Origin of the sequence: uncultured Flavonifractor sp. (assembly GCF_944383115.1) — a bacterium.
In the GTDB taxonomy this organism is placed as follows: Bacteria; Bacillota; Clostridia; order Oscillospirales; family Oscillospiraceae; genus Flavonifractor.
Window position 1 is genome coordinate 1 of sequence record NZ_CALWOJ010000064.1, and the last position, 12,606, is coordinate 12,606.

The following is a 12,606-nucleotide window of genomic DNA, read 5'->3' on the forward strand; positions in this document are numbered from 1 at the left end:
TCCGGGGTCATCCGCAACACCAGTTTGGTCTACAGCACCGCCTTTTCCAAGGCCACCGGCAACCATGTGTACATCAAGCCGGAAAACATGCAGGTCACCGGCGCCTACAAGATCCGGGGCGCCTACTATAAAATCAGCACCCTCAGCGAGGAGGAGAAGGCAAAGGGCCTGGTCACCGCCTCCGCCGGCAACCACGCCCAGGGCGTGGCCTACGCTGCCCAGCAGGCCGGCGTGGCCGCCACCATCGTTATGCCCACCACTACCCCCCTGGTGAAGGTGAACAACACCAAGGATTACGGCGCTAAGGTAGTCCTGCACGGCGAGACCTTCGACGACGCCGCCGATTTAGCCGCCCAGTTGTCGGCGGAAGAAGGATTGACCTATGTACACCCCTTCAACGACCCCGCCATCGCCACCGGCCAGGGTACCATCTCCTATGAGATCTTCCAGGACCTGCCCGACGTGGACGTGATTCTGGTCCCCATCGGCGGCGGCGGACTGGCCACCGGCGTGTCCACGCTGGCCAAGCTGCTCAATCCCAACGTTACGGTGATCGGCGTGGAACCAACCGGGGCCGCCTCCATGAAGGCAAGCCTGGACGCCAGACATGTGGTCACCCTGGACAAGGTGGAGACCATTGCCGACGGCGTGGCGGTCAAGACGCCTGGCGATCTGATCTTCCCCTACATCCAGCAGAACATCGACGATATCATCACCATCAACGACGACGAGCTGGTGGACGCTTTCCTGGATATGATGGAAAAGCACAAGATGATCGTGGAAAATGCCGGTCTTCTGCCTATGGCAGCGTTGAGCCACCTCAAATGCAAGGGCAAAAACGTGGTGCCTGTCCTCTCTGGCGGCAATATGGACGTGATCACGGTGGCCAGCCTGGTACAGCACGGCCTCATCAACCGGGGCCGGGTGTTCACCTTCTCCGTGCAGCTGCCCGACCGCCCCGGCGAACTGCTGCGGGTGGCCCAGATCGTGGCCGAGGCCAACGGCAACATCATCAAACTGGAACACAACCAGTTCATCAACATCAACCGCCAGAGCGGCGTGGAACTGCGGGTCACGCTGGAGGCCTTCGGCCACACCCACAAGCGGGCCATTCTGGACGCCATGTGCGCCGCGGGCTATGAGGCCCGGGAGTGCCACACCAACGACTTTTATAACTGAGCGGGCCTTTCGGCGGCTGACACCGTAGAACCAGCTGTGTCCGGGGGAGGTCGCCTCCCCCGGACACTATGATATGCGGCGCGCGGTTCCAGGGCATGGACCGCCGGGACCGGCAGCCCGTGGGGCGCACAGGGGAAGCGGCGGGGCCCTGGGCGACATCCGCTTGTTGTATCTTATGTACCCCCCGCCCCCTTTGCCCCGCCCCGAACCAGCGGCCGGGACGGGCTGTCGGGCCGGATCGCCCGAACTTTTCTTGTATGGAGTGGTAAATGATGATTAAAATCGCCCCTTCTATCCTCTCCGCTGATTTTGCAAATCTGGAACGGGACATCAAGCGGGTATCCACCGCCGACTGGCTCCACGTGGATGTGATGGACGGCTGCTTTGTCCCCAATATCACCATCGGCGTGCCGGTGGTGCAGTCGGTGCGCAAGTGTACCGACCTGTTTCTGGACGTCCACCTGATGATCGACAAGCCGGTACGCTACATTGAGGCCTTTGCCAAGGCGGGCGCCGACCTGCTGAGCGTCCATCTGGAGGCCGACCACCCCACCCGCATCGCCGAGGCGCTCCGACTGATGGGTCAGTTAGGGGTGAAAAAAGCGGTGGCCCTGCGGCCCATTACCGCCGCCAGCGCCATCCTGCCCTATCTGGAGGAGCTGGATATGGTGCTGGTCATGACGGTGGAACCCGGCTTCGGCGGCCAGGCCTTTATGGAGCATCAGCTGGATACCATCTGCCAGGTACGTTCCCTGATCGACCGGTATAATCCCGCCTGCCGGCTGGAGGTGGACGGCGGCATTAGTCCCAAAACCGCCGGCAAAGTGATTGCTGCCGGCGCGGACACCCTGGTGGCAGGCTCCGCGGTCTATGGCGCGGCCAATCCTGCCGCCGCCATCGCCGCCCTGCGGGAGGGCTGAGTATGCCCACACCACTCACTGACAAGCAGGCCCAGGTACTGGGCGTTGCCACCCGTCATGAGCGGATGGACAACGGCGAGCTGCGCTTCCGCCTGTGCGCCTCGGACGGCAGCTCCTACATCCGCACCCAGGCTGGAGCCCAGAGCGGGTGGCAGAACAGCCACCTCCACCGGTATGTCCATGAGCTGAATGTCATTCAGCAGGGCGTCATGCTGGTGGTGGAGGAGCGCGACGGGCTCCTTGTGCATCGGGTACTCCGCGCCGGCGACTTCTACCTCTGCCCGCTGAACGTGCCCCACAACTCCTATATGCTGCCGGGCACGGTGGCCCACACGGTAAAGTACGGCCAGGACCTGCCCGACGTGGACTGGGTGGTCTGTCCCTGGCTGGATCCCCGCTGCCGGGCCCTGGACGTGGACGCCCTCGTCCGGGCAAGCTCCCCCCTCCCCGCCCGGGAACCCGATCTCTAAGAAGGGATGTTTTCATCTATGCAATATTTTCCCCCCGCCCTGGAACAGCTGGTGGAGCAGTTTGCCCGCCTGCCCGGCATCGGTCGGAAAAGCGCCCAGCGGCTTGCGTTTTTTGTACTCTCCCTGCCGGAGGAGGAGGCCGCCGCCTTCGCTCAGGCCATTACTGAGGCCAAGGCCGCCATCCACTGCTGTCCGGTGTGTCAGAATTTTTCCCAGGGGGACGGGCTGTGCCCCATCTGCCAGGACCCCAAGCGGGACCCATCGGTGATCTGCGTGGTGGCCGACCCCAAGGACGTGGCCGCTATGGAGCGGTCCCGGGAATATCCCGGGGTCTACCACGTCCTCCACGGCGTGATCTCCCCCATGAACCATGTGGGGCCCGACGAACTGCGGGTCAAGGAACTGGTGGGCCGGGTAGCCGCCGGCGGCGTGGCCGAGGTCATTATGGCCACCAACCCGGATACCGAGGGAGAGGCCACCGCCATGTACCTGTCCCGGCTGCTGCGTCCCTTCGGCGTCAAGGTAACCCGGCTGGCTTACGGCATCCCGGTGGGCAGCCATCTGGAGTACGCCGACGACGCCACCCTCATGCGGGCTTTGGAGGGCCGTCGGGAGATGTGAAGAAAAAACCCAGGCCCCGCGCCAGTGGCGCGGGGCCTGGGTTTTACATATTGTCGGAACCAGGGCTTAGTTGATAAACAGATAGGACCGCTTCTTGAAGTAAACGATCTGCAGGATGATCACCACAACATTGGAGGCAATGATACCCAGCGGCACGCCCAGCACATTCATCATATAGCCCGCGGGAATATACCTGCCCAGCGTGCTGATGGCAATGAGCAGATTGATGACCATAAATGCGGCGGGCAGGCTGGTGACAATCAGATACATGACCCATCCGCCCGATTTCAGGCGGATCATCTTGACCCAGGACACCAGTACCGCTACGCCGAAGGCGGCACATACGATGCCGATCAGCAGGGGCGAGGGGATAAAGAGAGGCAGGAGCAATCCAAGCGCCCTCTCCGGGGACATCAGCAAAGACCCGAAATTGTAGTAGTACCCTTCCACCGCGCTTACCATAACGCCTTCCATCATGGCCACTACCAGTAAGGTAACACCCAGCGCCATATAAATCAGCGACATAGGGACCAGGTTGAAATAAATCTGATACTTATACCAGTTCATGGAACAACCGTAGTCAATCCGCCCGTTGCGGTAGACCGGCTGTTTATGCTCCACATAGGGGGAGTTGTAGGAATTCTGCTGGGCGTTGTCCTGCTGGTAGCCCGCCTGCCAACTGGGCTGGCTGCTCTGCTGCTGGCTCTGCTGATAGCTTGCCTGCCAGCTGGGCTGGCTGCTCTGCTGCTGGCTCTGCTGATAGCCCGCCTGCCAGCTGGGCTGGCTGCTCTGCTGCTGGCTCTGCTGGTAGCTTGCCTGCCAGCTGGGCTGGCTGCTCTGCTGCTGGCTCTGCTGATAGCCCGCCTGCCAGCTGGGCTGGCTGCTCTGCTGCTGGCTCTGCTGATAGTCCGCCTGCCAGCTGGGCTGGCTGCTCTGTACATTCTGCTGGAAGAAGGCCTGGGCTTCGCTCTCGGATACCTGGACGGTGGCCTCCTCCGGCGCAGGCTCGCTGCTGCCGGCGGGCTGCCAGAGATCGCTCACTCCGCTTTCCTTCTTTCCTTCAGGCGCAGTGTCCTCAGGCGCTTTCCAGACGGTCTCCTGCTGGGCAGGCTGCGCCGCAACGCTGCCCGACTGCCGCTTCCCGCAGACGACGCAGAATATGCTGCCGTCCGGGATCTGCGTACCGCAGTGTTCACAATACATATTCTTTCCTCCCTGCTCTCTCATTCTAGGACAACTCTCTGCCATTATTTTATTTCATTTTCCGACATTTGTAAACCCATATTTCTCTGCTGCCCGCAAGCCCTTGGGGCGTCAGCCTTCCGTTACCGCTACCTTGACCACCCCGTCCCGGCGCTGTTCAAACAGCTCGTAAGCCTCTTCAATCCGGCTGAGGGGGTAGGTGTGGGTGATAAGCCCGGTGGTATCCAGTTTTCCCTGGGCGATCAGCTCCAGCGTACGGGCACAGTTGCAGCCGTCCACCCCGCCGGTCTTGAAGGTCAGGTTTTTGCCGTACATCTCCGGCAGGGGCAGGCTCTGGGCCTCATCGTACAGAGCCACCACCGTCACCACCGCGTTGGGCCGAGCGCACTGCCAGGCAAGGCGGAAGGTATCCGGTCCTCCCGCCACCTCCAGCACCACATCGGCGCCGCCGTGGTCACTGTTGGCCCGGACAAATTGCTCGGTCTCCTCCGGCCCCACCGTCAGTACGCCGGGATAATGGGCCTCTACAAAAGCCCGGCGCAAAGGGTCCTTCTCACACAGGATGATCCGCCGGGGGTTCTGGAGCTGCACGCACTGGAGGGTACACAGCCCGGTGGGGCCGCCGCCGATGATCAGCACGGTATCTTCCTGCGTGATGTTGGAAATATCCGCAGCCCAGTAGCCGGTGGCCAGGATATCCCCTACGAAGAGAGCCTGCCGGTCGGTGACCCCCTCCGGGATTTTGTCCAGCCCCTGGTCGGCATAGGGTACCCGCACATATTCCGCCTGGCCGCCGTCGATCCGGCAGCCCAAAGCCCAGCCGCCGTTGGGATCGGTACAGTTGTTTACCCAACCGTGGCGGCAGAACCAACACTGTCCGCAGAAGGTCTCCACATTGACACTTACCCGGTCTCCCGGCCGGACGGTGGAGACTCCGGCGCCCACCTCCTCCACTACGCCTACCATTTCATGGCCCACGGTGACACCAGGTACCGCCCGGGGTACCGAGCCGTGCTTGATGTGCAGATCGCTGGTGCAGATGCTGGACAGGGTCACCCGGACGATGGCGTCCCCGTCCGCCAGCAGCTGGGGCCGCGGCTTGTTCAGCAGGGCAAATTTCCCCCGCTCCACATAAGTATAGGCCAGCATACCTTCTCCCCCTTATGTCCCCTCCGGCCAGGGCAGCTCCACAAGGATGGGTCGGTGCCCCGCCGCCGGCAGAAAGCGATCCATGAAATCAGACCGGGACAGCTTCAGGGTGGAGGTGGAGAAGCAGGGGTGTCCGCTGATGAAATCTTCCCTCAACAGCTCCTGGTCGATGACCAGCTGCACCCTGCCCTCTTCATCGTGTATCAGCTCAAAGGCGCTGGCCGAACCGGGGGCCGCCCCCAACAGCTCCAGCATATGCTCCGCTGTGGCGAAGGATAACCGGGCGCACCCCAGCTGTCCGCTCAGGTCCTTGGTCTTGAAGGGCTTGTCCCCCGGCATCATCAGCAGATAAAACTGGGTCTGCTGCCGGTTGGTGAGCAGCAAGTTCTTGCAGATGGGAACGCCCAGCACCCCCTCCACCGCCTTGCAGTCCTCCATCGTATTGGCATATTCATGGTCGCACCGCTGGTAGGGAATGCCCAGCTTGTCCAGAAAGGTGTACACCGCCATCTCTTTGGGGTCCCGCCCCTCCGCCGGCGGCCCGCTGTATATCGTTGGATCGACCCGCATCACTCACACCTGCCCCAACGCTTTTTCCACATCTTCCAGGATATCCCGGATATCCTCAATCCCCACGCTGAGCCGCACCAGATCGGGCGATACGCCGGCGGCAACCAGCTCCTCGTCGGTCATCTGGCGGTGGGTGGTGGAGGCGGGATGGAGGGTACAGGTTTTGGCGTCGGCCACATGGGTGGCGATGGAGGCCAGCTCCAGCCCCGCCATGAATTTGGAGGCCGCCTCACGGCCGCCCTTTACCCCAAAAGACACCACACCGCAGGTGCCGTCCGGCAGATACTTCCTGGCCCGCTCGTAGTAAGGATCTCCTTCCAGGCCGGGATAGCGCACCCAGGCCACCTTGGGGTGGTCCTTCAGGAATCTGGCCACCGCCAGGCCGTTTTCGCAGTGCTTTGCCATCCGCAGAGGCAGGGTCTCCAGGCCGATGTTCAGATAATAGCAGTTCTGGGGAGAGGGGATAGCGCCCAGGTCCCGCATCAGCTGGGCAGTGGCCTTGGTGATATAGGCCCCCTCCAGGCCAAATCGCTGGGTGTAGGTAATGCCGTGATAGCTCTCGTCGGGGGTGGTCAGGCCGGGGAACTTGTCGGCGTGGGCGGTCCAGTCAAACTTGCCGGAGTCCACAATGGCGCCGCCCACCGCGTTGGCGTGGCCGTCCATGTACTTGGTGGTGGAGTGGGTGACGATATCGGCGCCCCATTCAAAGGGCCGGCAATTCACCGGTGTGGCAAAGGTATTGTCCACAATGAGAGGTACTCCGTGGGCGTGGGCGGCCCGGGCAAATTTCTCGATGTCCAGCACGGTGAGGGCCGGGTTGGCGATGGTCTCGCCGAACACCGCCCGGGTCTCCGGCCGGAAGGCGGCGTTCAGTTCCTCCTCGGTGCAGTCCGGGTCCACAAAGGTGAAGTCAATGCCCATCCGCTTCATGGTGACGGCAAACAGGTTGTAAGTACCGCCGTAGATGGAAGAAGAACACACCACATGTTCCCCGCAGGAAACGATGTTGAAGATGGCATAGAAGGACGCCGCCTGGCCGGAGGCGGTGAGCATGGCCGCCGTCCCGCCCTCCAGGGCGCAGATCTTGGCCGCCACATGATCGTTGGTTGGATTTTGCAGGCGGGTATAAAAATAGCCGCTGGCCTCCAGGTCAAAGAGGGCTCCCATCTGCTCCCCCGTGGCATACCGGAAGGTGGTGGACTGAACGATGGGGATATTGCGGGGCTCTCCGTTCCCCGGCGTATATCCGGCATGAATGCACTGGGTACTGATATGGCGCTGGCTCATGGGCTGATTCTTCCTTTCTTCGCGGGGATCAGAGCCGGCAGGCTCTGTATCGCAGTAGTGTTTTAAAGTCAAAATATGATTTGGTATGGTACACCTCCGGGAGGCAGTTGTCAATACTTACCCCTCGCTCCCCAGGGTCAGGTCCGGGATCAGGGCCCGGTCCAGCGGCAGGCTGCCCACGGCGGGGGCCGGCTGTCCTTCCACATAGAGCTGTACCGCCTCCACGCCGTCCACGCCGCACAGCGTATTCACCATAGCGTATACCATCAGGGCGGCCGTCTTTTCGTCCTGGGGCAGCCCCTCGATAAATTCCGGGGACAAATCCACCGTACATACGCCGTTGCGCAGTTCCACAGACAGGATCTGGCTCCCCTCCGGCAGGCAGGACGTCAGGCCATCTTCTTCCGGGCCCTCGGCCCAGGCGGCCAGGATGGCCTGCACCACCGTCTGATCCACGGTCTTGACGATCTGCCGCCGTTCCATCCCCAGGGCCTGCCCGTTCTGACGGAGATACCACAGCTCCACGCCCAGCGCCATAGGCTCCTCAGCGCCGCCGGCCAGCAGGATATCACCGGCCGTGAGCTGTTGGATGGTCCGATAGGGCAATTCGTGCCCCTCCACCGTTACATAGACCGACTCCACTTCCTCCAACTGGGAGAACGTAAGGGTCAGGCAGGCATCCGCCAACGTCAAGTCCACCCCGGACAAGCTGTAATATTGTTCCGACAGATCCAGGTGGAGCTGGCCCTCTTCCAGCGTCCAATCCAGCAGCTTCAGGCCGCTGGGAAAAGGCGCGGCCAGATCCGCCCCCTGGGGCCGCTGCATCAGCAGCGTCATCAGGCCCGGGATGGTCTCCTGGCCCTGGGGTAAGGCGCGCTCCTCCGCCGCCACCGCCGACTCCCCCTCCGGGTCGTTCAAAGCGGAATAGTAGATCAGATAGCTCTGCCCGCCGCCCTCAGCTTGCTCCGGGGCGGCGCACCCCCCTGCCGCCAGAAGGGCGGCGCAGAGCAGCAGCAACATCTTTTGCTTGTTCACTGCTTCTCGCCTCCCTCCTCCGTCCAGGCGGAGAACCGCACCTCAAAACAGGTGCCCTCCGGCTCCCGCCGACGGGCGGTCACGGTGCCGCCGTGCTGCAGCACCGTGTCCCGAACAATGGACAGGCCCAGGCCGGTGCCGCCCGCCGCCCGGGAACGGGCCTTGTCCACCCGGTAAAAGCGGTCGAAGATTTTGGGCAGATCTGCTTCCGGAATTCCTACGCCGGTGTCCTCCACCTGCAGGATCACCTGATCCCCCTGCCGCTCCAACGTCACGGTCACCGTTCCGCCGGGCAGGTTGTATTTCACTGCATTTTCCATCAGGTTGAACGCCACCTGATACAGGTCGTCCTCGGTGGCGCGGATGACACATCCCCTTTGGAGCGACAGCTCCAGCTTCACTTCTGCCGCCCGGGCAAGGGGTGTGAGCATATGCTCCACCCGCTCCACCACCGTCTTCACGTCTACCGGAGCGGTATGGATCTCCCGGGCGGTGTCCAGACGGGTGAGGGTGAGCAGCTTTTCCGTGATCCGGGTCAGTCGCTCAGCCTCGTCCCCGATGTCGATGAGGAACTCCCGGGCCGTGTCGCCGTCCATGTTATCCGCCTGGAGGATGGAATCGGTCAGCAGGCGGATGGAGGCCAGGGGCGTTTTCAGTTCGTGGGAGGCGTCGGATACAAAGCGCCGGCGCACCTCCTCGGTGGTCTGGAGGCGCCCGGTCAGCTCGTTGAACTCGTCGGCCAGACGGCTCAGCTCGTCCCCACCCCTCATGGTGACCCGGTGGCTGTACTCGCCCTGGCGCACCGTGTGAATACCCCGCAGCAGCTGGGCGATCCGCCGGGTAAGGGCCTTGGAGAATACCACGCCCATAGCGGCTGTGACCAGGCAGATCACAACAGAGATGGTACGCAGATTGGTCTGGATTCCCTGGAGCAGCGCGCCCTGCTGGGCGTCGTACTCATAGAGATAAACCGCCCCCTGGGTCATGGAGCGATAAGTCACCGGCACCGCCGCCCGGCTGAGCAGCGCGCCGCTTTTATATTCCGAACGAAACACGTCGTTGCCCCGCAGCGCGGTAACGATCTCCCAGATCATAGCGTACTGCCCCGCAGTATCGCTTCGCTGGCTGCCTTCCTGAAAGTCGCACAGTACCAGACCGCTGGGGTCGGTGACCACCACCCGGGTCACCCCCAGGCTGCCCAGCAGCAGGCTGACCGTCCGGGTGGCGCTCTCCTGGGTCAGCGCCTCCGGCCCGGTGGCCAGGGCGGAAGCCAGCACCGAGGCCTGGTTTTGCAGGGCGGTCTGCTTGGACTGGTAGGCCAGGGTCTGGGATACCATGACCGGATAGGTGTTGAGCAGCCCCACCACCGCCGCCACAATGACCAGATAGGTGATGGCGTACTTGGTCTGGAGAGACCGCCAGACCGGCACCCGCCGGGCCTGCTCCTCCCGCTTATCCATGCTTCAGATAATAGCCCACGCCCCATTTGGTGAGGATGTAGGCCGGGTTGGCGGGGTCCAGTTCCAGCTTCTCCCGCAGGCGGCGGACATGGACGTCCACCGTCCGGTAGTCGCCGGCATACTCATAGCCCCACACCACGTTGAGCAGATTCTCCCGGCTGTATACCCGGCCGGGATTGCGCATAAGCAGTTCCATCAGGTCAAACTCCTTGGCGGTCAGATCCACGCTCTGGCCATCCTTCCAGGCCGCCCGGGCATCCGGGTCCAGGGTGATATGGCCCACGGTCAGCTTGCCGCCGCCCCCCTTCTGCTGAGCAGCCATTCCCGCCCGGCGCAGCAGAGCCCGCACCCGGGCTTTCAGCTCCAGGATATTGAAGGGCTTGGTGATATAATCGTCCGCCCCACACTCAAACCCGATGATCTTGTCGGTATCCTCGCTGCGGGCGGTGAGCATGATGATGGGTACGTTGGAAAACTCCCGTATGCGCATGCAGGCCTGGAGCCCGTCGATCTTGGGCATCATCAGATCCAGGATAATCAGATCAAAGCTGCCGCTCCGGGCCAGCTCCACGGCCTCCTCGCCGTCATATCCCGCCTCCACCTGGTAGCCTTCGCTCTCCAGATTGAATTTGATCCCCTTCACCAGCACCTTCTCGTCATCCACTACCAATATTTTCAAGGCACTTCCTCCTTTACTCACTCGTTATGATACCGTTACCAGATCGATAAGGCCCTCCAGAATGCCTTCCCCAATGCCGTCCACCCGGGCCAGATCCTCCGGCATCCGGAAGGGGCCGTTGGCCTCCCGGTCGGCAATGATGTCGGCCGCCCGCTTTTCTCCGATCCCCGGCAGGGTCATCAGTTCCTCCGCCGTGGCGGTATTCAGATCAATTTTGCCGTCAGGCGCCGGCGTCTGTTCCGCCGTAACGGCAGGCGACGGGTCGGGGGTCGCCGACGGCTGCGCCGTCGGAAGCACCACAGCGGTGGGCTGGGCCAGCAGATGTTCCGTCTCCACCCGCACCGGCTGGGCGCTGGAAGCGCCCCGAAGAAACCACCCTGCTGCAAAAGCGCCAAAAGCGGCAGCCAATATCAGGGAAATTAGCTCCAGTTTGGATATCTTCATTTTTTGTAACCGCCTTCCCGTTGCTTCCAGGTCCGGTGTTTGCTATAATAAAAAAGAAAACTGTTTCTTATATTATATCATACACAAATGGAGTTTCCTATGAAAAAATCAAGACTACTCTCACTGCTGCTCTGCCTGGTCCTGGCCACGGGACTGCTCACCACCTTTGCCACTGCCAGCAGCGGCAGCGCCATCCTGGACGAGATGGACGTCAACGCCAAGGCCGCCATCCTGGCCGATCCCAACACCAGCGAAATTCTCTACGAAAAGAACGCCCACGAAAAGATGTATCCCGCCTCTATCACCAAGGTGATGACCTGCCTGCTCACCCTGGAGGCGGTGGATCGCGGGGAACTGTCCCTGGAGCAGGTCGTCACCGCTGGCAGCGGACTCCATACCGGGATCGGCGCCAACGCCTCCACCGCCGACATCAAGGCGGGGGAGCAGATCCGGATCATCGACCTGCTGTACGCCGCCCTGATTCCTTCCGCCAACGAGGCCTGCAACGTCATGGCGGAAGCGGTATCGGGGGATGTGGCCTCCTTTGTGGAGCTGATGAACCAGCGGGCAGCCGAGCTGGGTATGACGGACACTCACTTTGCCAACACCCACGGCTATCACGACGATAATCACTATACCACGGCTTACGATATCTTCCTCATGTGCCAGGAGGCCATGAAGCACGAGACCTTCCGCACCATTGTCTCTTCCAAAAATTATGAGCTGCCCGCCACCAACCTGCACGAGGAACCCCGTACCGTCCACTCTACCAACGCGCTCATCTCCAACTGGAACGTGACCGGCTACCTCTACTCCTATGCCACCGGCATCAAGACCGGCTCCACCCCGGAAGCGGGGCTGTGCCTGGCCGCCTCCGCCACCCGGGAGGACCGCAGCCTGATCTCGGTGATCATGGGCTGCGAGCGGGAACCGGGCACCTCCGGCAGCAAGGGCCGCACCGACTTCTCCGAAACCATCCGCCTGTTTGACTGGGGGTTCAAAAACTTCTCCACCCAGACCATATTGGACTCCACCAAGCGGGACATTCCTGAGATCGAGGTCACACTGGGCAAAGGCACCAACTATGTAACGTTGGAACCCCAGGGCGAGATCACCGCTCTGCTGCCCAACGATATCTCTGCCGAGGACTTCACCTATACCTATACCCGCAACGCCGATTCGGTGGAGGCGCCGGTGGAAAAGGGCCAGATCCTGGGTACCATCACCGTCTCCTTTAATGACAAGGAGTACGGCTCCCTCCCCCTGGTGGCCAGCATTGGGGTGGAGGTAGATCCCCTCATGTATTATGTGGATCGCATCCAGAAGTTCTTCTCCCAGCTGTGGGTGAAGATCATCCTGGTGATCCTGCTGGTGGTCATCCTGTTTTTCATCGTCCGCCGTCTCTTTTTCCGGGGCCGGCGGGGTGGATACCGGGGCGGCTACTCCTATAGCGGCGGCTCCCGCTACAGCGGACGCCGCAGAAGAAGATAACGAAAACCGCCTGCTGCACAGTGTGAACTGAACCAGTAAAAGCGGACAATAGACAAAACGCCCCCTGATGTAGGAAAATGGAAGTACTACATCAGGGG

The 12,606-nt window shown here is 61.9% G+C and carries 13 protein-coding genes; 5 read left to right on the forward strand and 8 right to left on the reverse strand.

Features of this window, described 5'->3' with window-relative positions:
- Positions 1-9: 9 nt before the first annotated feature.
- The 4 genes from ilvA to recR all read left to right on the forward strand — a co-directional run bounded on the left by ilvA (position 10) and on the right by recR (position 3,190).
- Complete coding sequence (gene ilvA, locus Q0K43_RS07740) at positions 10-1,179, forward strand: threonine ammonia-lyase (protein ID WP_297289991.1); 1,170 nt, start codon at positions 10-12, stop codon at positions 1,177-1,179.
- 272 nt (positions 1,180-1,451) lie between these two features.
- Positions 1,452-2,099, forward strand: coding sequence for a ribulose-phosphate 3-epimerase (gene rpe, locus Q0K43_RS07745; protein ID WP_297289992.1), 648 nt, complete (start codon positions 1,452-1,454; stop codon positions 2,097-2,099).
- 2 nt (positions 2,100-2,101) lie between these two features.
- Positions 2,102-2,569: a cupin domain-containing protein gene (locus Q0K43_RS07750; RefSeq protein ID WP_297289980.1), complete on the forward strand. Its 468-nt coding sequence runs from the start codon at positions 2,102-2,104 to the stop codon at positions 2,567-2,569.
- An 18-nt stretch (positions 2,570-2,587) separates the two neighbouring features.
- A complete protein-coding gene (gene recR, locus Q0K43_RS07755; protein WP_297289981.1) occupies positions 2,588-3,190 on the forward strand; it encodes a recombination mediator RecR in 603 nt (200 codons plus the stop codon).
- Positions 3,191-3,256: 66 nt separating this feature from the next.
- Here recR and Q0K43_RS07760 read toward each other — a convergent pair whose 3' ends face one another.
- The 8 genes from Q0K43_RS07760 to Q0K43_RS07795 form a co-directional block, all read right to left on the reverse strand.
- Positions 3,257-4,393 (reverse strand): zinc ribbon domain-containing protein, encoded by a 1,137-nt coding sequence (locus tag Q0K43_RS07760; RefSeq protein WP_297289982.1) that lies wholly within the window; start codon positions 4,391-4,393, stop codon positions 3,257-3,259.
- 111 nt (positions 4,394-4,504) lie between these two features.
- Positions 4,505-5,542, reverse strand: coding sequence for an alcohol dehydrogenase (locus tag Q0K43_RS07765; protein ID WP_297289983.1), 1,038 nt, complete (start codon positions 5,540-5,542; stop codon positions 4,505-4,507).
- Between the two features lie 12 nt (positions 5,543-5,554).
- The gene (locus Q0K43_RS07770; protein ID WP_297289984.1) at positions 5,555-6,112 is read right to left on the reverse strand and encodes a prolyl-tRNA synthetase associated domain-containing protein; all 558 of its coding nucleotides are present in this window, start codon (positions 6,110-6,112) and stop codon (positions 5,555-5,557) included.
- Between the two features lie 3 nt (positions 6,113-6,115).
- Positions 6,116-7,399: an O-acetylhomoserine aminocarboxypropyltransferase/cysteine synthase family protein gene (locus Q0K43_RS07775; RefSeq protein ID WP_297289985.1), complete on the reverse strand. Its 1,284-nt coding sequence runs from the start codon at positions 7,397-7,399 to the stop codon at positions 6,116-6,118.
- A 117-nt stretch (positions 7,400-7,516) separates the two neighbouring features.
- Positions 7,517-8,434 carry a GerMN domain-containing protein gene (locus tag Q0K43_RS07780; RefSeq protein WP_297289986.1) on the reverse strand — a complete coding sequence of 306 codons (918 nt, stop codon included), beginning with the start codon at positions 8,432-8,434 and terminating at the stop codon, positions 7,517-7,519.
- The gene (locus Q0K43_RS07785; protein WP_297289987.1) at positions 8,431-9,894 is read right to left on the reverse strand and encodes a sensor histidine kinase; all 1,464 of its coding nucleotides are present in this window, start codon (positions 9,892-9,894) and stop codon (positions 8,431-8,433) included. Before Q0K43_RS07785 ends, Q0K43_RS07780 begins: the two co-directional genes overlap by 4 nt.
- Positions 9,887-10,573 carry a response regulator transcription factor gene (locus Q0K43_RS07790; protein ID WP_297289988.1) on the reverse strand — a complete coding sequence of 229 codons (687 nt, stop codon included), beginning with the start codon at positions 10,571-10,573 and terminating at the stop codon, positions 9,887-9,889. The genes Q0K43_RS07785 and Q0K43_RS07790 overlap by 8 nt, the downstream gene beginning before the upstream one ends.
- 24 nt (positions 10,574-10,597) lie before the next feature.
- On the reverse strand, positions 10,598-11,017 hold the full coding sequence (locus tag Q0K43_RS07795) for a ComEA family DNA-binding protein (protein WP_297289989.1): 420 nt from the start codon (positions 11,015-11,017) through the stop codon (positions 10,598-10,600).
- A gap of 99 nt (positions 11,018-11,116) precedes the next feature.
- Here Q0K43_RS07795 and Q0K43_RS07800 point away from each other — a divergent pair, with 99 nt between their 5' ends.
- Positions 11,117-12,508, forward strand: coding sequence for a D-alanyl-D-alanine carboxypeptidase family protein (locus Q0K43_RS07800; RefSeq protein WP_297289990.1), 1,392 nt, complete (start codon positions 11,117-11,119; stop codon positions 12,506-12,508).
- Positions 12,509-12,606 lie beyond the last annotated feature (98 nt).

Excerpts from the sequence above, each read along its gene's own strand:
- rpe (WP_297289992.1), top strand. The coding sequence starts at position 1,452 with ATGATTAAAATCGCCCCTTCTATCCTCTCCGCTGATTTTGCAAATCTG.
- Q0K43_RS07750 (WP_297289980.1), top strand. The coding sequence starts at position 2,102 with ATGCCCACACCACTCACTGACAAGCAGGCCCAGGTACTGGGCGTTGCC.
- recR (WP_297289981.1), top strand. The coding sequence starts at position 2,588 with ATGCAATATTTTCCCCCCGCCCTGGAACAGCTGGTGGAGCAGTTTGCC.
- Q0K43_RS07760 (WP_297289982.1), bottom strand. The coding sequence starts at position 4,393 with ATGTATTGTGAACACTGCGGTACGCAGATCCCGGACGGCAGCATATTC.
- Q0K43_RS07765 (WP_297289983.1), bottom strand. The coding sequence starts at position 5,542 with ATGCTGGCCTATACTTATGTGGAGCGGGGGAAATTTGCCCTGCTGAAC.
- Q0K43_RS07770 (WP_297289984.1), bottom strand. The coding sequence starts at position 6,112 with ATGCGGGTCGATCCAACGATATACAGCGGGCCGCCGGCGGAGGGGCGG.
- Q0K43_RS07775 (WP_297289985.1), bottom strand. The coding sequence starts at position 7,399 with ATGAGCCAGCGCCATATCAGTACCCAGTGCATTCATGCCGGATATACG.
- Q0K43_RS07785 (WP_297289987.1), bottom strand. The coding sequence starts at position 9,894 with ATGGATAAGCGGGAGGAGCAGGCCCGGCGGGTGCCGGTCTGGCGGTCT.
- Q0K43_RS07795 (WP_297289989.1), bottom strand. The coding sequence starts at position 11,017 with ATGAAGATATCCAAACTGGAGCTAATTTCCCTGATATTGGCTGCCGCT.
- Q0K43_RS07800 (WP_297289990.1), top strand. The coding sequence starts at position 11,117 with ATGAAAAAATCAAGACTACTCTCACTGCTGCTCTGCCTGGTCCTGGCC.